General features: G+C 67.9%; 22 protein-coding genes and 1 tRNA gene. 7 read left to right on the top strand and 16 right to left on the bottom strand.

Annotated features, from left to right (window positions below):
• The first annotated feature begins 80 nt into the window (after nt 1-80).
• A complete protein-coding gene (locus PCA_RS16505) occupies nt 81-1,073 on the top strand; it encodes a pteridine-dependent deoxygenase (RefSeq protein WP_181303710.1) in 993 nt (330 codons plus the stop codon).
• A 13-nt stretch (nt 1,074-1,086) separates the two neighbouring features.
• Here the strand turns inward: PCA_RS16505 and glmU are convergent, their stop codons facing one another.
• The 14 genes from glmU to PCA_RS16575 all read right to left on the bottom strand — a co-directional run bounded on the left by glmU (nt 1,087) and on the right by PCA_RS16575 (nt 12,069).
• Nucleotides 1,087-2,460 (bottom strand): bifunctional UDP-N-acetylglucosamine diphosphorylase/glucosamine-1-phosphate N-acetyltransferase GlmU, encoded by a 1,374-nt coding sequence (gene glmU / locus PCA_RS16510; protein ID WP_181303711.1) that lies wholly within the window; start codon nt 2,458-2,460, stop codon nt 1,087-1,089.
• A gap of 99 nt (nt 2,461-2,559) precedes the next feature.
• Complete coding sequence (locus PCA_RS16515; protein ID WP_343204527.1) at nt 2,560-3,099, bottom strand: hypothetical protein; 540 nt, start codon at nt 3,097-3,099, stop codon at nt 2,560-2,562.
• A gap of 216 nt (nt 3,100-3,315) precedes the next feature.
• Nucleotides 3,316-3,738: a F0F1 ATP synthase subunit epsilon gene (locus PCA_RS16520; RefSeq protein WP_181303712.1), complete on the bottom strand. Its 423-nt coding sequence runs from the start codon at nt 3,736-3,738 to the stop codon at nt 3,316-3,318.
• Between the two features lie 101 nt (nt 3,739-3,839).
• Nucleotides 3,840-5,273, bottom strand: a complete 1,434-nt coding sequence (gene atpD, locus PCA_RS16525) for a F0F1 ATP synthase subunit beta (RefSeq protein WP_181303713.1) — start codon at nt 5,271-5,273, stop codon at nt 3,840-3,842.
• 82 nt (nt 5,274-5,355) lie between these two features.
• Complete coding sequence (atpG, locus tag PCA_RS16530) at nt 5,356-6,273, bottom strand: F0F1 ATP synthase subunit gamma (RefSeq protein WP_181303714.1); 918 nt, start codon at nt 6,271-6,273, stop codon at nt 5,356-5,358.
• Nucleotides 6,274-6,373: 100 nt separating this feature from the next.
• Entirely contained in the window at nt 6,374-7,924 is a 1,551-nt protein-coding gene (gene atpA, locus PCA_RS16535) for a F0F1 ATP synthase subunit alpha (RefSeq protein ID WP_181303715.1), read from the bottom strand.
• 209 nt (nt 7,925-8,133) lie between these two features.
• Complete coding sequence (locus PCA_RS16540) at nt 8,134-8,667, bottom strand: F0F1 ATP synthase subunit delta (RefSeq protein WP_181303716.1); 534 nt, start codon at nt 8,665-8,667, stop codon at nt 8,134-8,136.
• Between the two features lie 3 nt (nt 8,668-8,670).
• Nucleotides 8,671-9,141 (bottom strand): F0F1 ATP synthase subunit B, encoded by a 471-nt coding sequence (locus PCA_RS16545; RefSeq protein WP_181303717.1) that lies wholly within the window; start codon nt 9,139-9,141, stop codon nt 8,671-8,673.
• Nucleotides 9,142-9,237: 96 nt separating this feature from the next.
• Nucleotides 9,238-9,525, bottom strand: a complete 288-nt coding sequence (atpE, locus tag PCA_RS16550; protein WP_181303718.1) for a F0F1 ATP synthase subunit C — start codon at nt 9,523-9,525, stop codon at nt 9,238-9,240.
• 63 nt (nt 9,526-9,588) lie between these two features.
• Nucleotides 9,589-10,404, bottom strand: a complete 816-nt coding sequence (atpB, locus tag PCA_RS16555; protein ID WP_181303719.1) for a F0F1 ATP synthase subunit A — start codon at nt 10,402-10,404, stop codon at nt 9,589-9,591.
• A 3-nt stretch (nt 10,405-10,407) separates the two neighbouring features.
• Complete coding sequence (locus PCA_RS16560; protein ID WP_343204532.1) at nt 10,408-10,773, bottom strand: hypothetical protein; 366 nt, start codon at nt 10,771-10,773, stop codon at nt 10,408-10,410.
• A 260-nt stretch (nt 10,774-11,033) separates the two neighbouring features.
• Nucleotides 11,034-11,420 carry a phasin family protein gene (locus PCA_RS16565; RefSeq protein ID WP_181303720.1) on the bottom strand — a complete coding sequence of 129 codons (387 nt, stop codon included), beginning with the start codon at nt 11,418-11,420 and terminating at the stop codon, nt 11,034-11,036.
• Nucleotides 11,421-11,573: 153 nt separating this feature from the next.
• On the bottom strand, nt 11,574-11,936 hold the full coding sequence (gene queD, locus PCA_RS16570) for a 6-carboxytetrahydropterin synthase QueD (RefSeq protein ID WP_181303721.1): 363 nt from the start codon (nt 11,934-11,936) through the stop codon (nt 11,574-11,576).
• Between the two features lie 56 nt (nt 11,937-11,992).
• Nucleotides 11,993-12,069, bottom strand: a tRNA-Met gene (locus PCA_RS16575).
• 192 nt (nt 12,070-12,261) lie between these two features.
• On the opposite strand from PCA_RS16575, the gene PCA_RS16580 reads away from it, so the two are divergent.
• The 6 genes from PCA_RS16580 (at nt 12,262) to PCA_RS16605 (ending at nt 16,034) form a co-directional block, all read left to right on the top strand.
• Nucleotides 12,262-12,822, top strand: a complete 561-nt coding sequence (locus tag PCA_RS16580; protein ID WP_181303722.1) for an RNA pyrophosphohydrolase — start codon at nt 12,262-12,264, stop codon at nt 12,820-12,822.
• A gap of 57 nt (nt 12,823-12,879) precedes the next feature.
• Nucleotides 12,880-13,089, top strand: coding sequence for a (2Fe-2S)-binding protein (locus PCA_RS16585; RefSeq protein WP_219918898.1), 210 nt, complete (start codon nt 12,880-12,882; stop codon nt 13,087-13,089).
• Between the two features lie 110 nt (nt 13,090-13,199).
• A complete protein-coding gene (gene bfr, locus PCA_RS16590; RefSeq protein ID WP_181303724.1) occupies nt 13,200-13,670 on the top strand; it encodes a bacterioferritin in 471 nt (156 codons plus the stop codon).
• 76 nt (nt 13,671-13,746) lie between these two features.
• Nucleotides 13,747-14,124 carry an iron-sulfur cluster insertion protein ErpA gene (gene erpA, locus PCA_RS16595; protein ID WP_181303725.1) on the top strand — a complete coding sequence of 126 codons (378 nt, stop codon included), beginning with the start codon at nt 13,747-13,749 and terminating at the stop codon, nt 14,122-14,124.
• 2 nt (nt 14,125-14,126) lie between these two features.
• On the top strand, nt 14,127-15,098 hold the full coding sequence (nudC, locus tag PCA_RS16600) for an NAD(+) diphosphatase (protein WP_181303726.1): 972 nt from the start codon (nt 14,127-14,129) through the stop codon (nt 15,096-15,098).
• Nucleotides 15,099-15,164: 66 nt separating this feature from the next.
• Nucleotides 15,165-16,034, top strand: coding sequence for a beta-lactamase induction protein (locus PCA_RS16605; RefSeq protein WP_181303727.1), 870 nt, complete (start codon nt 15,165-15,167; stop codon nt 16,032-16,034).
• A 22-nt stretch (nt 16,035-16,056) separates the two neighbouring features.
• Here PCA_RS16605 and PCA_RS16610 read toward each other — a convergent pair whose 3' ends face one another.
• Both PCA_RS16610 and PCA_RS16615 read right to left on the bottom strand, forming a co-directional pair.
• On the bottom strand, nt 16,057-17,931 hold the full coding sequence (locus PCA_RS16610) for an MFS transporter (RefSeq protein WP_181303728.1): 1,875 nt from the start codon (nt 17,929-17,931) through the stop codon (nt 16,057-16,059).
• Nucleotides 17,932-18,028: 97 nt separating this feature from the next.
• A complete protein-coding gene (locus PCA_RS16615; RefSeq protein WP_181303729.1) occupies nt 18,029-18,784 on the bottom strand; it encodes a Bax inhibitor-1/YccA family protein in 756 nt (251 codons plus the stop codon).
• Nucleotides 18,785-18,873: the final 89 nt, after the last annotated feature.

Below are 18,873 nucleotides of genomic sequence, written 5' to 3' on the forward strand. Positions count from 1 at the left end.
AGCTCGCGAAGCGTCGGTCTGGACAGGAATTTGCGGCCGCGGAGTGTAACATGGCGTCCTTGTCTTTCCCGGTTGCAAGTATGACTGAGGGTTGTGAAAGCAGGTGGGTCGAACCCGGCCCGGCGCGCGCCCCGCGCATCTCCTACCGCTTGAACGATGCCGCCGCCCTGCTGGCCGAACCTGGCACGCTGGCGGTGTTCGGCTTCGGCCATGCCGCCTCCGACCCGGACGATCCGCGCTGGCTGCGCGTGCCGCTGGAAGCGCTGGATGCGCCCGCGCCGCTGGAAGCCTGGCAGGTCGACGACGCGGTGCAGCACGGCCGCGATGGCGCGCTGCGCTGGTCGGCCGGCGGCGGCTGGCTGTTCGCCGCGGTCGAACTGGACGAACGCGAGCACGGCGGCCCCGCCGGCGCTGCCCGCGAGGCCTATGCGCAGTTGCGCGACTTCATACGCGGGCGCGCCGAACATCGCGTGCTGCGCATCTGGAACTACCAGGCCGCGATCAACGCGGGCCATGGCGACGCCGAGCGCTACAAGCTGTTCTGCGACGGCCGCGCCGAAGGCTGCGGCGACTGGTTCGCCGACGGCTACCCCGCCGCGACCGCGATCGGCCACCACGGCGATCCGCACCTGCTGCAGATCTACCTGCTGGCCGGCCCACATGCCGGCACCGCGGTGGAGAACCCGCGCCAGGTCAGCGCGTGGCGCTACCCGCGCCAGTACGGCCGCACCTCGCCCGGTTTCGCCCGCGCGATGACGCTGCCCGCGGGGGATGCGCTGGCGATTTCCGGCACCGCCGCCGTGGTGGGCCATGCGTCCGCGCACGAGGGCGACCTCGCCGCCCAGCTGCAGGAAATCCTGGTGAACCTGGAAGCGCTGCTGGCCAGCGCGGGCATGCCCGCCGGCTTCGACACCCACGCCCCGCTGAAGGCCTACGTGCGCCACCCCGCCGACGCACCGCGCGTGCGCGAGCTGCTGCAGCAGCGACTGCCCGGCGTGCCGGTGCTGCTGCTGCAGGGCGACGTCTGCCGCAGCGAGCTGCTGGTGGAACTGGACGGCTGGCGCTACGCCTGAGCCGGCGGCGCGATCACTTCGGCGCCTTGGTCGGCCGCTGCCAGCCCGCCAGCGTGAGCTGGCGGCCGCGCGCCACGGTGAGTTCGTTGGCGGGGGCGTCGCGGGTGATCACGGAACCGGCGCCGATGGTGGCCCGCTCGCCTATCGTCACCGGCGCCACCAGCGCGCTGTTGGAGCCGATGAAAGCGCCGTCCTCGATGTGCGTGACGAACTTGTTCACGCCGTCGTAGTTGCAGGTGATGGTGCCTGCGCCCACGTTGACGCCGCGGCCGATCACGGTGTCGCCGAGGTAGCTGAGGTGATTGGCCTTGCTGCCCTCGCCGATGTGGGTCTTCTTGGTCTCGACAAAGTTGCCCACGTGCACGCCGGCATCGAGTTCGGTGCCGGGGCGCAGCCGCGCGAACGGGCCGATGGTGCAGGGGCCGTGGGTGACCACGCCATCCAGGTCGCAGTGCGCCAGCACCACGGTGCCGGCGGCGAGCCGCACGTCCTTGAGCCGGGTGAACGGGCCCACGCGCACGTCGTCGCCGAAGCTCACCTCGCCTTCGAGGATCACGTCGATGTCCAGCTCCACGTCGCAGCCGGTGCAGACCTCGCCGCGCACGTCCAGCCGCGCGGGGTCGGCCACGCGCACGCCGGCGAGCTGCAGCGCGCGCACCGCACGCCGGCGATGCTCGGCCTCCAGTTGCGCGAGCTGCACGGCGTCGTTCGCGCCGGAGGCCTCCACCGGGTCGTCGCATTCCACGCTGAGCGCCGGACGCTTCTCGGCCGCGGCCATCGCGAAGATGTCGGTGAGGTAGTACTCGCCCTGCGCGTTGTTGCGGTCGAGCTTGCCGATCCAGCCGCGCAACGCCTGCGCCGGGGCGACCAGGATGCCGGTGTTGACCAGGTCGATCACACGCTGCTCGTCGCTGGCGTCCTTCTCCTCGACCACCGTGCGCACATGTCCGTTGCCGTCGCGCAGCACGCGGCCATAGCCGCGCGGGTCGGCGAGGCGGACCGCCAGCAGGCCGAAGCCGCCTTCCACCGCGGCCAGCTTCTGCAGGGTTTCGGCTCGGGTCAGCGGCACGTCGCCGTACAGCACCAGCACCTGGGCATCGTCGGCCACGCCGGGCAGCGCCTGCTCCACCGCGTGGCCGGTGCCGAGGCGCTCGGCCTGCAGCACCCAGTGCAGGTCCTCCTGATCCGCGAACGCCGCCCGCACCTGGTCGCCGCCGTGGCCGTAGACCACGTGCAGCGCATCGGGCTGCAGCGAGCGCGCGGTGTCCAGCACATGCGCCAGCAACGGGCGGCCGGCCAGCGGCATCAGCACCTTGGGGCGGGCGGACTTCATCCGGGTGCCGGCGCCGGCGGCGAGGACGATGACGTGCAGCGGGGCGTGGCTCATGCGTGTCTGCCTTGACCTGACATGGCGGGAAAGTCTATCAGTTCGTCCGGTCCGGTCCCGGACCCGGGCATGGCAGGAGGATGGCGGTGCAGCGCGAGCTCAGCGTTGCGCCGGCACGGACGACACCGTCGCCTTGCCGGCGCGGCATTCGAAGCGGAACGCGTACATCAGGCTGAACGGCCTGGTGGCGCTGTCCACCTCGTGGCTGTTGCCGTCCGCATCGGCGGCCCAGTGGTTGATGCGCAGCGGGTTGAACTGCCACTGCAGCACGGCCGTGCGCACGGCGGCGAAGAACGCCGGCCAGGGCGGCATGCCGGACATGTCGTCGGTGAGGATGCCGCGCACGTCGCCGACCTTGCCCGCCTCGTCCACGATCACCTTCACGTCCACCTCCTGCAGCGGCGCGCAGGCGGCAAGCTGCTCCGGCGGATAGACCGGCGCCACGCGACGGAACGGCGTCCCTCCCGTAGCGGTATCGCCCATGGCCAGCTGGTAATGCGCCATGTGGCCGTCGTCGAGCATGCGATAGCTGGTCGAACCCTCGTTCGGCGCCCTGGCGGGCGGCGCGGCGACCGTGGCGCAGCCCGCCAGCCCCAGCACAAGCAGGCCGGGCAGCAGCGTTCCCATGCGTGCCGTCACGATGCATCTCCTTGCGGCGGATGCAGGCGACGCTATCAGATTACAAGTGTAATTTGAAGCGACGCGGAAACGGATGCCGGATGCAGGAACGCCGGCACTGGGCCGGCGTTCTCTGAGGCGATGCCTGTCTCTGTCGAAGCGACCGCTTCATCCCGAGTGCGGCCATGGATGGCCGCCTCCTGGTTCCGCCCTGCGTTCAGGGACGAACGCAAAAGATCAATGCTTGAGGTTCTTGCGCAGCCGTTCCAGCGCCTGCAACTGGGCCATCGCCTGGGCCAGCTTGGCCTGGGCCTCGGAGACTTCCAGCGCGTCGGTACGGTTCGCCAGCGCGTCCTCCGCTTCCTTCTTCGCGCGCTGCGCGGCGGCTTCGTCCAGGTCGGCCGCGCGGATCGCGGTGTCGGTCAGCACGGTGACGACCTGCGGCTGCACCTCGAGGATGCCGCCGGACACGTAGAACTGCTGGCGCTCGCCGGTGACCGACACCACGTCGACGTGGCCCGGCTTCAGGCGGGTGATCAGCGGCGCGTGGCGCGGCGTGATGCCCAGCTCGCCCAGCTCGCCGGTGGCGATCACCATCGTCGCATCGCCGTGGAAGATCTCGGCTTCGGCGCTGACGATGTCGACTCGGATGGTGGTCATGGTTGCTTACTCGTCGCGTACGCGGAAAACGGAGTGGTGAAGAAAAGCAGGCCCGGATCGCAGTACTGTCGCCAGCTTGCCCGTGCCTTGGCGAAAGCCGCTTACGCGGCTTTCTTGGCCCCCATCTCCTCGCCCTTCTTGATCGCCTCGTCGATGCCGCCGACCATGTAGAACGCCTGCTCCGGCAGGTGGTCGACGTCGCCTTCCACGATCATCTTGAAGCCGCGGATGGTTTCCTTCAGCGACACGTACTTGCCGGGCGCGCCGGTGAACACCTCGGCCACGTGGAACGGCTGGCTGAAGAAGCGCTCGCACTTGCGGGCGCGCGCCACCACCTGCTTGTCCTCTTCGGACAGCTCGTCCATGCCGAGGATCGCGATGATGTCCTTCAGTTCCTTGTAGCGCTGCAGCATGCCCTGCACGCGGCGGGCCACGTCGTAGTGCTCCTGGCCGACGACCTGCGGGTCGAGCTGGCGGCTGGTGGAGTCCAGCGGGTCCACGGCCGGGTAGATGCCCAGCGAGGCGATCTGGCGCGACAGGGTCACGGTGGAGTCAAGGTGCGCGAACGTGGTGGCCGGCGACGGGTCGGTCAGGTCGTCCGCGGGCACGTACACGGCCTGGATCGAGGTGATCGAGCCGGTCTTGGTGGAGGTGATGCGCTCCTGCAGCACGCCCATCTCGTCGGCCAGCGTCGGCTGGTAACCCACGGCGGACGGCATGCGGCCGAGCAGCGCGGACACCTCGGTGCCGGCCAGGGTGTAGCGGTAGATGTTGTCCACGAAGAACAGCACGTCCTTGCCCTTGCCGGACGCGTCCTTCTGGTCGCGGAAGTACTCGGCCATGGTCAGGCCGGTCAGCGCGACGCGCAGGCGGTTGCCCGGCGGCTCGTTCATCTGGCCGTAGACCATCGCCACCTTGGACTCGGGCAGGTTGTCCAGCTTCACGACGCCGGCGTCCTGCATCTCGTGGTAGAAGTCGTTGCCTTCGCGGGTGCGCTCGCCCACGCCGGCGAACACCGACAGGCCCGCGTGCTGGGTCGCGATGTTGTTGATCAGCTCGAGCATGTTCACCGTCTTGCCCACGCCGGCGCCGCCGAACAGGCCGACCTTGCCGCCCTTGGCGAACGGGCAGACCAGATCGATCACCTTGATGCCGGTTTCCAGCAGCTCGTTGGCCAGCGCCTGGTCGGCATACGACGGAGCCTCGCGGTGGATCACCCAGTGATCCTCGGCCTGGATCGGGCCGACCTCGTCGATCGGGTTGCCGAGCACGTCCATGATGCGGCCCAGGGTGGCGTTGCCCACCGGCACCTTGATGCCTTCGCCGGTGTTGCGGGCGAGCAGGCCGCGCTTCAGGCCCTCGGTGGAGCCCAGCGCGATGGTGCGCACCACGCCGTCGCCCAGCACCTGCTGCACTTCCAGCGTGATGTCGGTGCCGTCGATCTTCAGCGCGTCGTACACCTGCGGCACCTGATCGCGCGCGAACTCCACGTCGATGACCGCGCCGATGATCTGAACAACTTTGCCCTGGCTCATGGATGTGCTCCGGATGGATCTTTGAGTGTTTGTTGCGGCGCCGCCATGCGTCGCCAGATTTCTTTCGAAGAGCCTGCTGCGGTCAGACCGCAGCGGCTCCGCCCACAATTTCGCTGATTTCCTGCGTGATCGCCGCCTGGCGGGTCTTGTTGTAGACCAGCGTCAGCGTGTCGATCACCTTGTTCGCGTTGTCCGACGCGCTCTTCATCGCGACCATGCGCGCGGCGTGCTCGCTGGCGAGGTTCTCCAGCACGCCCTGGTACACCACCGACTCGATGTAGCGGCCCAGCACGTGCTCAAGCACGGTCTGCGCATCGGGCTCGTAGATGTAGTCCCAGTCGTGGGCCTGCTCCAGCTTGATGCCGGCGTACGCGGACTCGCCCGCCGCCTGGTGCGCTTCCAGCTCGGCCGCCACCAGCGGCAGCGGCAGCAGCGCGTCGATGGTGGGCTTCTGCGTCATGGTGTTGACGAAGTCGTTGTAGGCCAGGAACACGCGGTCCAGCCCGTTCGCCGAATACGCGTCCAGCACCACCTTGATCACGCCGATCAGCTGCTCCAGCTTCGGCCGCTCGCCGAGGTGGGTGACGCTGCCGGCGAGGTTGATGCCCTTGATGCGACGGAAGAACTGCAGCGCCTTCTGGCCGATCGCCACCACGTCGACCTGCACGCCCTTGCCCTGCCATTCCTGGATCGCGGGCAGCAGGCGGCGGAACATGTTGGAGTTCAGGCCGCCGCACAGGCCGCGGTCGGTGGACACCACGATGTAGGCCACCCGCGCCACGTTGTCGCGCTCGACCAGGAACGGGTGCTTGAAGTCGGTGCTGGCCTGCGCCACGTGCGCGATCACCTTGCGCATGGAACGCGCATAGGGACGCGAGGCCTTCATCAGATCCTGCGCCTTGCGGATCTTCGAGGCCGAGACCATCTCGAGCGCGCGCGTCACCTTGCGCATGTTCTGCGTGCTCTTGATCTTGGTTTTGATTTCGCGTCCGCTTGCCATTCGTCTCGCTCGCTATGCTCGCCCGGGATTCGGGATGGGAGATTCGGGATACGCAAAAGCCGGGGTTCGCGGCTCTGCCAAATCCCGATTCCCGACTTCCTTACCAGCTACCCGTCTTCTTGTACTCGTCCAGCGAGGCCTTGAAGGTGGCTTCGATGTCGTTGTTCCAGTCGCCGGTGGCGACGATCTTCTTCATCAGCTCGCCGTGGTTCTGGTGCATGAAGGCGTGCAGGCCCTTCTCGAACGGGAGCACCTTGTTCACCGGCAGGTCGTCGAGGTAGCCCTTCTCCGCCGCGTACACCGACAGCGCCAGCTCGGCGATCGACAGCGGCGCGTACTGCGCCTGCTTCATCAGCTCGGTGACGCGCTGGCCGCGGTCCAGCTGGGCGCGCGTGGCCGGGTCGAGGTCGGAGGCGAACTGCGCGAACGCGGCCAGCTCGCGGTACTGCGCCAGCGCCAGCTTCACGCCGCCGGACAGCTTCTTCACGATCTTGGTCTGCGCCGAACCGCCCACGCGCGACACCGAGATGCCGGCGTTCACGGCCGGGCGGATGCCGGCGTTGAACAGGTCGGTCTCGAGGAAGATCTGGCCGTCGGTGATCGAGATCACGTTGGTCGGCACGAACGCGGACACGTCGCCGGCCTGGGTCTCGATGATCGGCAGCGCGGTCAGCGAACCGGTCTTGCCCTTCACTTCGCCGTTGGTGAATTTCTCGACGTACTCCTCGCTGACGCGCGAGGCGCGCTCGAGCAGGCGCGAGTGGAGATAGAACACGTCGCCCGGGTAGGCTTCGCGGCCCGGCGGGCGCTTCAGCAGCAGCGAGATCTGGCGATAGGCCACGGCCTGCTTGCTGAGGTCGTCGTAGACGATCAGCGCGTCCTGGCCGCGGTCGCGGAAGTACTCGCCCATGGCGCAGCCGGCGTACGGCGCGATGTACTGCAGCGCGGCCGATTCGGAAGCGGAGGCGACCACCACGATGGTGTTGGCCAGCGCGCCGTTCTCTTCCAGCTTGCGCACCACGTTCGCGATGGACGAGCGCTTCTGGCCGATCGCGACGTAGATCGAGAAGATGCCCGAATCCTTCTGGTTGATGATCGCGTCGATCGCCAGCGCGGTCTTGCCGGTCTGGCGGTCGCCGATGATCAGCTCGCGCTGGCCGCGGCCGATCGGGATCATCGAGTCGACCGACTTGTAGCCGGTCTGCACGGGCTGGTCGACCGACTTGCGCCACACCACGCCCGGCGCGACCTTCTCGATCGCCGAGCTGAGCTTCGCGTTGATCGGGCCCTTGCCGTCGATCGGGTTGCCCAGCGAGTCGACCACGCGGCCGAGCAGCTCGGGGCCGACCGGCACCTCGAGGATGCGGCCGGTGGTCTTGGCGACGTCGCCCTCGCGCAGGTGCTGGTATTCGCCCAGCACCACGGCGCCGACCGAGTCGCGCTCCAGGTTCAGCGCCAGCGCAATCGCGTTGCCCGGCAGTTCGATCATTTCGCCCTGCATCACGTCGGCCAGGCCGTGGATGCGCACGATGCCGTCGGACACGCTGATGATCGTGCCCTCGTTGCGGGCCTCCGCGCCGAGCTTGAACTGCTCGATGCGGTTCTTGATCAGTTCGCTGATCTCGGACGGATTCAGGGTGGTGCTGGACATGGGTCGATATCCTGAAATTTGAAAGCCTTTTAAGAGTCCGGCCATGGATGGCCGGTTTTTGCTCTTCGCGAAACGGACTTCGCGTGAAACTTTTGATCACCGGTCGCGGACGGCCGGTTTTTGCTCTTCTGCGAAGGGACTTCGCATGAAACCTTTGTCGTGCGGCCACGGGGCCGGTACAGCTTCGCGAAGCGGGCTTCGCGTGAAACTCAGTTCGTCAGGGCGGTGCCCAGGCGCTCGAGGCGCCCGCGAGCGGAGCCGTCGATCACTTCGCTGCCGGCGTCGATCACCACGCCGGCCAGCAGCGAGGCGTCGACCGAGGTCTGCAGTTCGATCTCGCGCTTGAAGCGGCGCTTCAGCGACGCCTTGAGCTGCTCGGCCTGCGCCGCGTCCAGCGCCATCGCGCTGGTCACCTTAACCAGCAGCTGCGACTCGGACTCGCGCCGGTACTGCTCGTACAGCGCGGCCACGTCCGGCAGCAGCGCCATGCGGCGATGCTCGGCCAGTTCGCCCAGGAACTGCGCGAACGGCGCATCGGCCGCCATGCCCTCGGGCAGGTGCAGCGCCACCAGCTGCTTCGGCAGCACGCGCGGATCGTTGCCCAGCGTCGCCACGCGCGGATCGGCCGCCACCTGGGCCGCGAAGCCCAGCGCCTGCGACCAGGCCGGCAGCGCGCCCGCCGCATGCGCCAGCTCGAAGGCGGCACGGGCGTACGGGCGGGCGAGTGTGATCGATTGCGCCATGGATCAGACCTCGGCGGCGAGCTGGTCGAGCAGCGCCTTGTGCGTGGAGGCGTCCACCTCGCGCTGCACGATCTTCGACGCGCCCTGCACGGCCAGCGCACCCACGCGCTCGCGCAACTGCTCGCGCGCCTGCTGCGCCATCGCGGCGATGTCGTCCTGCGCGTTGGCCTTCAGCCGGTTGATCTCGACGATCGCGTCGGCGCGGGCCTTGTCGAGGATGCCGTTGGCCTGCTGCTGCGCCTTGTCGATGATCTCGGAGGCCTGCTGGCGCGCCTTGCGGATCTCGTCCGCCACCTTGGTGTCGGCGCTCTTCAGCTCGGCGTGCGCGCGCTCGGCGGCGCTGAGGCCCTCGGCGATCTTGATCTGCCGTTCCTCGATGGCCTTGGTGATGTGCGGCCAGATGAACTGGACGCAAAACCAGATGAGGATGGCGAAAGCAATCATTTCGCCGATCAGGGTGCCGTTGGGAAGCATCGCTGCGTTACCTGTTACGTGGATTTACGGGTACGGGCGCCGAAGCTCCCGCACAAGGCAACGGCGCCGTCGGGACGGCGCCGTGAACCAGGACGATCAGTGACCCGTCGCGGCGGTCAAGTTCGCCAGCAGCGGGTTCGCCACGGCGAAGTACATGGCCAGCGCCACGCCGATCAGGAACGCCGCGTCGATCAGGCCGGCCAGCAGGAACATGCGGCCCTGCAGCAGCGGCACCAGCTCCGGCTGACGGGCGGCGGCTTCGAGGAACTTCGAACCCATGACGCCGATACCGATACAGGCGCCGAGCGCACCGAGGCCGATGATCAGGCCGAGCGCGATGGCGGTGAAGCCCTGGACTTGAGCAATGTGAGCGACTAGTTCCACGGTGATCTCCTCGAAAAAGCGGTTGTTGCGTTGAAGGGTTGAAGAACTGGAATAGAACCGGAATCAGTGATGGTCGTGCGCCATCGAGATGTACACGATCGTCAGCACCATGAAGATGAAGGCCTGGATCGAGATGATCAGGATGTGGAAGATGCCCCACACCGTGTAGCCGATGATGCCGGCGCCGTACAGCGCCCAACCGGCAAAGCCCGCGCCCGCACTGAACAGGCCGGCGATCAGCATGAACACCAGCTCGCCCGCGTACATGTTGCCGAACAGTCGCATCGCCAGGCTCACCGGCTTGGACACGAGCTCGACCAGGTTCAGCAGGAAATTCGGGAGCCACAGCAACGGGTGCTTGCCGAACGGCGCGGTGAACAGCTCGTGCATGTAGCCGTTGAAGCCCTTGGCCTTGAAGCTGTAGACGATGATCAGCAGGAACACCGTGATCGACATCGCGAACGTCATGCTGGTGTCGGCGGTGGGCACGGCGCGGAAGTGGCCGATGCCGAACTTCTCGGTGATCCACGGCAGCAGATCGACCGGCAGCAGGTCCATCGCGTTCATCAGGAACACCCAGACGAACACGGTCAGCGCCAGCGGGCCCAGGAAGCGGCGATCGCCGTGGAACACGTCCTTGACCTGGCCGTCGACGAATTCGAGGATGATCTCGACGAAGGCCTGCCCCTTGCCCGGCACCCCGGCCGTGGCCTTGCGCGCCTTCAGCCAGAACCACAGGCAGAACAGCACGCCCAGCGCCAGCGACACCGCGATGGAATCCAGGTGCACCGCCCAGAAGCCGCCCTTGCTCGCATGCGGAACGAGGTGCTGCAGATGGTGCTGGATGTATTCGGTAAGCCCGCCCGACTCGCTAGCCATGCCTCAACCCTTGAATCTGAATGCCGCCAGATAAACCGCGTAGGCAGCCACCAGCCCCGTCACGGCAGCCAGCGGCGGCAACTTGTATTTGAACAGGAGCAGCCCCAGCCCGCCGACGACCACTGCCCACTTGAGCAGCATGCCGAGCAGCAAGCGGACGAAAGCCGTCGCGCCACCGACCAGCCGACCGAAGACCTGCGCGGACATCAGCGCGGTACCCAGCGCCACCACACATCCCCCAGCCGCGGCCGAAACCGCCTCCCGATGCCCCTGCGGCAGAAACATCGCACCGACCACCGCCGCCGCCGCGAGTTGCAGCAGCACGATGCGCAGTGCGAGGCGTCGGCCGGCGTCGAGACTGTTGAACACGTGACCTCTCCGCACCGGTCCCCGCCGCGCAGCCGATACCAGCCGCAAAGCGCGATCCAATCCGTAAAAGTATATCAGCGGCCCGCTTGCAGCGACAAGCCGCGAGGCTGCGGCAACTTGTCCTCCGGAGGCGCCCCGAACCGACCGCCAGCACCCCTGGGCCAAGCAAAGAAAAGGGCCGGACTGGGGAAGTCCGGCCCTTGCTGCCATGCGGTGGGGGAAGCCGCCGACAGGGTGTCACCTGGGTGTCTCGCCGCTGATTACTTCGCGGCCTTCTTCACGGCCGGCGCAGCGGCGGCGGCGACGTCGTTGGCAGCCTGACGCTGCTCCTGCACCAGCGCCTGCAGCGATTCTGCAGCCTTCTGCGTCACGGCGATGATTTCCTGCGAAATCGCCACGGTGCGCTCGGCCTGCTCGCGGCTCAGGTTGGCGCCCTTCTCCCACAGGGTGCGCAGGGAGTCGGCGTCGCGGGTCTCCAGCGCCTCGGCCACGAACGCGGCCGAATCGTGCGCCTGCTGCTCCAGCGCCTTGAGCTGCAGCCCGGCGACCGTCTCCAGGCTCTTCAGGGCCACGGACTGCGCCTTGAACGCGCCGTCGGTGAGCTGCTTGGTGTAAGCGAAAAACTGGCTGTTGAACTGCTGAGTCATGAGCGTGCCCTCTTGGGGTATTCGGTTAGTGGGAGCGACTCTAGCAAGCCTTTTTGTGCAATGCAATATATTTTTTCTCGAACGGCCGGATCGCTTGGAAAATATTCATGTAAGACAATATATTGCATGTCATGACAGTATCGTCGCGGCGCATCAAAGACTGGCTCTGCTGCAGCTGGCGCCGGAGGTGCAGGTCTCGTGCACCACCACCTCGTCCAGGCCCGGCAGGCGCGACACCAGCCGCTGGAAGATCCAGCGTGCCAACACCTCGCTGGTCGGATTCTCCAGACCTTCGATGTCATTGAGGTAACGGTGGTCCAGTTGATCGAACAACGGCGCGAAAGCCGCCTTCACGTCCGCGAAGTCCATCACCCACCCGCTGTGCGCGTCGGGCTCGCCCGCCACGTGCACCTCCACGCGGAACGAATGCCCGTGCAGGCGCGCGCACTTGTGCCCGGCCGGCACGTTCGGCAGGCGGTGGGCCGCCTCGATCTGGAAAACCTTGAAGATGCGCATGCTGTTGCTCCGGCGGTCCGTCGACCGCGGATCGCACGGGCGCGGGATGGAGCGCATGGTGGCTATGGGTGGACTCGAACCACCGACCCCAGCATTATGAGTGCTGTGCTCTAACCGGCTGAGCTACATAGCCATGGGGGAAGCCGCCGCGCCGGATCGCGTTGATCGCGACAATGCCGGTTGCGGGGCGCGGCAGTTTAATGGGGCGCACGCCGCGGTTCAAGCTTTCGGCTTGCCGCGACCCGGCGTGCATGATTGAATCGGGCCATGCGCCTAGCGCGCGCCAGCCGCTGCCGGCGGCGCGACCGGGCCCGAGGATGACGAGATGATCGACATCGATGGCTACCGTCCGAACGTGGGCATCGTGCTGCTGAATGCAGACGGCCGCCTGTTCTGGGCGCGCCGCATCAACCGCGACGGCTGGCAGTTCCCGCAGGGCGGCATGCGCAGCGACGAGACGCCGCTGGAAGCGATGTACCGCGAGCTGGAAGAGGAAACCGGGCTGACCCCCGAGCACGTCGAGGTGGTGGCAGCCACCCGCGGCTGGCTGCGCTACAAGCTGCCGCAGCGCTACGTGCGCCACCACCAGCATCCCACCTGCATCGGCCAGAAGCAGGTGTGGTTCCTGCTCAAGCTGGTCAGCGACGAGGCCTCGCTGCGGCTGGACTCCGGCGAGAAGCCCGAATTCGACATCTGGCGCTGGGTGGATTTCTGGTATCCGGCCGCCCATGTGGTGAACTTCAAGCGGCAGGTCTACGAACGCGCGCTGCGCCACTTCGCGCCGCTGGTGGAAGGCATGTGCCGGATCGAACTGGGCCACGCGCCGCCGCGCGAGGGCGACGAGCCGCCGGCGGACGAGCACCGGCATGGCTGGCGCGTCGCCTGAACGGGCGGGCGTCGCCAATAGTTGACAATCATTCGCATTTGCGTTCTTATGCGCGGCATGTACATCTGCCTGTGCAACGCCGTCACCGACCACGACATCCGCCGCGAAGTCGCCGGCGGCGTGCGCACGTTCGCGGAACTGCAGGCGCGCACCGGCTGCTCGGACTGCTGCGGCTGCTGCGAGCCCGAGGCGCGCGCCTGCCTGCAGCAGGCGATCGAGCAGATCGAGGCCACGGCCACGCTGCCGGCCTTCGTCGCGGTCGCCTGAACCGGCGACCCGCCGCCGCGGCGCTGCGCGCGAACCATTGCCATTTGCGTTACGTGCGTTTCCGGGCGAACTTCGTATAGTCGTCGCATCCACGCGCACGGGAGACGGGCATGAAGGGCGACGCCAAGGTCATCGAGTTCCTCAACAAGGTGCTCTACAACGAGCTGACCGCGATCAACCAGTACTTCCTGCATTTCCGCATGTTCAAGGACTGGGGCTACACGGAGCTGGCCGAGCACGAGTACAAGGAGTCGATCGAGGAGATGAAGCACGCCGACCACCTGATCGAGCGCATCCTGTTCCTCGACGGCCTGCCGAACCTGCAGCACCTGGGCAAGTTGCGCATCGGCGAGAACGTGCCCGAGTGCATCCAGGGCGACCTCGACCTGGAACTGGCCGCCGCCAAGGACCTGCGCGCCGCGATCGCGCACTGCGAGGGCATCGCCGACTACGTCAGCCGCGACCTGTTCAAGGGCATCCTGCACGACGAGGAAGAGCACATCGACTGGCTGGAGACCCAGCAGGGCCTGATCCGGGACATCGGCACGGAACGCTACCTGCAAAGCAAGATGCAGAGCTGACCGCGATGGCGGTCATGCCATGGCAAGGCGCTCGAAGTATGCTTGTACCACCTGCCCGCGCCCCCATCTGAAGGCCATGGATACCGTCGTCCCTCTTCCCACCGTTCCCGACTACCGCAGCAGCGGCGCGCCGCTGCTGTTCACCGAGGCCGCCGCGCGCAAGGTGCACGAGCTGATCGAGGAAGAGGGCAATCCCGCGCTCAAGCTGCGCGTGTACATCTCCGGCGGCGGCTGCTCGGGCTTCCAGTACGGCTTCACCTTCGACGAGGCCCGGGCGGAGGACGACTTCGCGCTGGAACGCGAGGGCGTGACCCTGCTGTGCGATCCGCTGTCGCTGCAGTACCTCACCGGCGCCGAGATCGACTACAGCGAGAACCTCAGCGGCTCGCAGTTCGTGATACGCAACCCGAACGCGAAGACCACCTGCGGCTGCGGTTCCTCGTTCTCCGCCTGAACATGGGCTCGGCTACGCAGGGCAACACCTTCGCCGGCCTCAGCCTCATCCTCGACCGCATGGCCGAGCGCCGCGACGACGCGGCCTGGGTGGCCGCGCAGGCGGCGGCGCCCACGGCGCGCTTTCTGCTGCTGGACGCGGACACCCGCGCCTTCCTGCAGGCCGGGCACGATGCGTTGCGCTGGCTGGACGGCGGCGAACGCGAACGGCTGTGCGCGAATGCCCCCGCATGGCTGCTGGGCATCGCCGGGGGCCGTCCGCATTTCCTGGTCACGCTGGCGGACGACGCTGACGCCGGAACGCTGGAAACCCGGTTGCACGCGCGCCGCGCCAGCCTGCGCGAGGCCGGCCTGCTGCTGCCCGCCGACGAGGCCGGCCTGTTCGCCTACGCCAAGGGCCTGGCGCACTGGCAGCACGAGACGCGGCACTGCACGCACTGCGGCGCGCCGCTGGACATCGTCTCCGCCGGCCACCGCATGCATTGCACGAACGCCGCCTGCGGACGCATGCATTTCCCGCGCACCGACGCCGCGATCATCGTGATCGTGGAGCACGACGGCGCCTGCCTGCTCGGCCGCCAGGCCGGCTGGCCGCCCGGGCGCTACTCCACGCTGGCCGGCTTCATCGAGCCGGGCGAGGCGCTGGAGGATGCGGTGCGCCGCGAGGTGGCCGAGGAATCCGGCGTGATCGTGGGCGAGGTGACTTACCACTCCTCGCAGCCCTGGCCGATGCCGGCTTCGCTGATGGTGGGCTTCACCGCGGTGGCGGTCGATCCCGCGATCCGCCTGCGCGACCGCGAGCTGGAGGACGCGCGCTGGTTCACGCCGCGGCAGATCGTCGACGGCATCGCCGACGGCAGCCTGCTGCCGTCCACGCCGTTGTCCGTGTCCTACCGGCTGCTGCAGCACTGGCTGCGCGAGCGCGCCGGAATGGAGCTGGACGCCCTGCTCGCGGCGCGCGCCGAACACGCCTGAAGCATCGCCACGCCATGTGACGGCAAGGCGCCTCGCATACAATGCGGCGACTCTCCGGAGAAGTGCATGGCCATCCGTCTGCTCGTCGCCCTGATCGCCCTCGGCCTGCTGCACTGGCAGCCGCGTCTCGCGCACTGGCGCAACGACGCCGGCTTCCGCCGCTGGGTCGCCCAGTTGAGCGACACCACCGGCACCGGCCGCGTGGTGCTGGCGCTGCTGCTGCCGCTGGTGCTGTGCGCGCTGGCGATCTGGCTGCTGCATTTCCTGCCGCTGGCCGACCTGCTGCACCTGGCATTCGCGCTGGCGGTGCTGCTGTTCTGTTTCGGCCCGCACGCGTTCGAGGCGGATCTGGAGAAGATCCTGGCCGCGCCGGACGGCGCCAGCCGCGAAGCCGCCGCCCAGGCGCTGGGCGAGGACGGCGAGCACGTGGCGTGGCGGGCGCCCGAGGTGGGCGAGGCCACCGTGTACGCCGCGTTGCGCCGCCGCTTCGGCGTGCTGTTCTGGTTCTTCCTGCTGGGCCCGCTGGGCGCGTTGCTGTATCGGCTGGCCCGCGCCCTGGGCCACGACGACAGCCTGCGCCTGGACGACGAGGCACGCACCACCGCGCGCCATTTCGCGAACGTGCTGGACTGGCTGCCCGCGCAACTGATGGTGTTCACGCTGGCCCTGGTGGGCCACTGGGATGCGGTGATCGGCGCGTGGCGGCACTGGCACCAGCAGGCGCTGCCGAACGGCTGGTACCGCGAAGGGCCGGGTTTCCTGGGCGCCGCCGCCCGCGCCGACATCCAGGTGGACATCGAGGGCGGCGATGGTTACGCGGAGGAGCGCAGCGATCCGCTGGCGGAGCTGCGCCGGCTGCGCAGCGCGCTGCTGCGCGCCCTGCTGGCGTGGCTCACCGTGGTGGCGCTGATCGTGATCGGCGGCTGGATGAGCTGAGCTTCGCCCGGCACGACGTCCGTCACGCCATCTCTCCGCGCAGCTCGCGCACGCGCGCTTCCAGCGCCGCTGCGGTCGCCTGCTCCGGCGACACCGGCGCATCCACCACCAGTTCCACCCGCGCGCGGAAGCGCCGTGGCAGGCGCGCGCGATGCAGCGCTGAATCGCGCTTGCTCCACATGCTGCCCCACAAGCCGCGCAGCGCCATCGGCACCACCGGCACCGGGCGGCGCGCGAGGATCTTCTCCACGCCGGGCCGGAACGGCGCGATGGCGCCGTCGCGGGTCAGCGCCCCCTCGGGGAAGATGCACACCAGTTCGCCGTCGGCCAAGGCGGCGTCGATGGCGTCGTAGGCCTGCTGCAGCACGGCCGGATCTTCCTTGTGCCCGGCGATGGGAATGGCTTTCGCGGTCTTGAACAGGAACCTCAGCAGCGGGATGTTGAAGATCTTGTAATACATCACGAAGCGCGTGGGCCGGCGCAGGTGCGCCATCAGCAGCAGCGGGTCGACGTAGCTCACGTGGTTGCACACCAAGAGCGCCGGGCCTTCCTCCGGAATGTGCTGCAAGCCGTCGGCTCGCACGCGGTACAGCGTGCCGGTGAGCACCCAGGTGACGAAGCGCAGGATGAACTCCGGCACCAGGGTGAAGATGTAGGTCGCCACCAGCACGTTGAGCAGCGCGGCGACCAGGAAGATCTGCACCGCCTCCAGCCCCAGCGCGCCCAGCGCCAGGCCGAAACCCGCGGCGGTCACGATCAGCGCGGCATTCACGATGTTGTTGCCGGCGATGATGCGCGAGAGCTTTTCCCGCGGCGCGCGCGCCTGCACGAACGCGAACAGCGGCACCACGTAGAGCCCGGCGAAGGCGCCGATCAGGGTGAGGTCGAGCACCACGCGCCAGCTGCCCGGCGTGTGCAGGAAGCCCAGCCAGTCCAGCCCGCGCACGGACGCGAGGCCGTGCCGCGCGAAATACAGATCAACGCCGAACACCGTGAGCCCGAACGCGCCCAGCGGCACCAGGCCGATCTCCACGCGCCGCCCCGACAGCTTCTCGCAGGCCAGCGCGCCGATACCGCTGCCGATGGAGAACAGCGTCAGCACCAGGGTGTAGACCGTGTTGTCGCCGCCCAGCGTGGCGCGCGTGTAGATCGGCAGCTGTGCGATCAGCACGGTACCGAAGAACCAGAACCAGGAGATGCCCAGCACCGCGTTCCACACCGCGCGGTCGGCGTGCGTGATGCGCAGCACGCGCGCCGTCTCGCCGAACGGATTCCAGTTGAGCCGGAGTTCCGGCGCGGTGGCCGGCGCCGGCGGAATCGCACGACACGCCAGGTAGCCGGTCACCGCCACGGCTATGGTGACCGCCGCCGCCAGCCACGGACCCACCCCCGCCACGCCCATCACCACGTTGCCGGCGATCATGCCCAGCAGCATCGCCAGCTGCGTGCCCATTTCCACCAGCCCGTTGCCGCCCACCAGCTCGGCGGGCTTCAGCGCCTGCGGCAGGATCGCGTACTTGATCGGTCCGAACACCGTGGAATGCAGGCCCATCATGAACAGCACCACCAGCAGCAGGCTGACGTGGTGCGTGATGAAACCCACCGCGGCGATCGCCATCGCCGCGATCTCGAACAGCTTCACCCAGCGGATGATGCGCGTCTTCTCGAACTTCTCGGCGAGCTGCCCCGCGCTGGCGGAAAACAGGAAGAACGGCAGGATGAACAGCGCCGGCGCGAAGTTGGTGTAGACCGAGGCCGCGTGGTCATCCAGCCCCAGCTGGAACGCCACCAGCATCAGCAGCGCATTGCGGAAGGCGTTGTCGTTGAACGCCCCCAGCGCCTGCGTCCAGAAGAACGGCGCGAAACGGCGCTGGCCGAACAGGGCGAACTGGCTCATGCATATCCATGGCAGCGGAGTCGGCGCCCAGCTTAGCCGATGCTCCGGACATCGCAGCGAGCCACCCCGGGACGTGGGGCGGCTCGCTCGACGCGTGTCAGTTGCGTGACTGCAGCTTCGACAGCAGGCGCAGCATTTCCAGGTACAGCCACACCAGGGTGACCACCAGCGCGAACGCGCCGTACCACTCCATGTACTTCGGCGCGCCGGCATTCACGCCTTGCTCGATCATGTCGAAATCCAGCACCAGATTCAGCGCCGCGATCGCCACCACGACCAGGCTGAACAGGATGCCGACGCCGCTGCTGGCGGTGATGAAACCGAAGGAGTGCCCGAAGAAACCCATCACGAAGCTGGCGAGGTACACCAGCAGCACGCCGCCGGTGGCGGCGACCACGCCCGCGCGGAACTTGTCGGTGACGCGGATCACCCCGCTGCGGTAGGCCAGCAGCAGCACCGCCATCGTGCCGAAAGTCAGCGCCACCGCCTGGATCACGATGCCGGGATAGCGCATCTCGAAGATCGCCGACAGCGCGCCCACGAACACGCCTTCCGCCAGCGCGTACAGCGGCGCGGTGACCGGTGCCCAGGTCTGCTTGAACGCGGTGATCATGGCCAGCACGAAACCGACCAGCGCGCCGCCCAGCGCCAGCGGGGCCACCGCGCCCAAACTGTCCGGCCCGGCAAAGCGGCTCCAGCTGAACGCCGCGCCTATCACCACCAGCGCCAGCAGCAGGCCGGTCTTGTTGACCGTGCCGTTCAAGGTCATCGCACCGCCGTCGCGGCTGAACACCGCGCCGCTGGCCGCGTCGAGGAAGATGTTCTTGTTGAGTGCGGGATTGCCGCTTTGCATGTCGATACTCCAGTCGAATCCTGTCCATCCTAGCCGTTCGCGCCGCCATGTGCCGGCGGCGACCTCGCCTGCACGCCGCAGGTGCGAAG

It is taken from the genome of Rhodanobacter sp. PCA2, from assembly GCF_013620825.1.
GTDB lineage: Bacteria > Pseudomonadota > Gammaproteobacteria > Xanthomonadales > Rhodanobacteraceae > Rhodanobacter_A.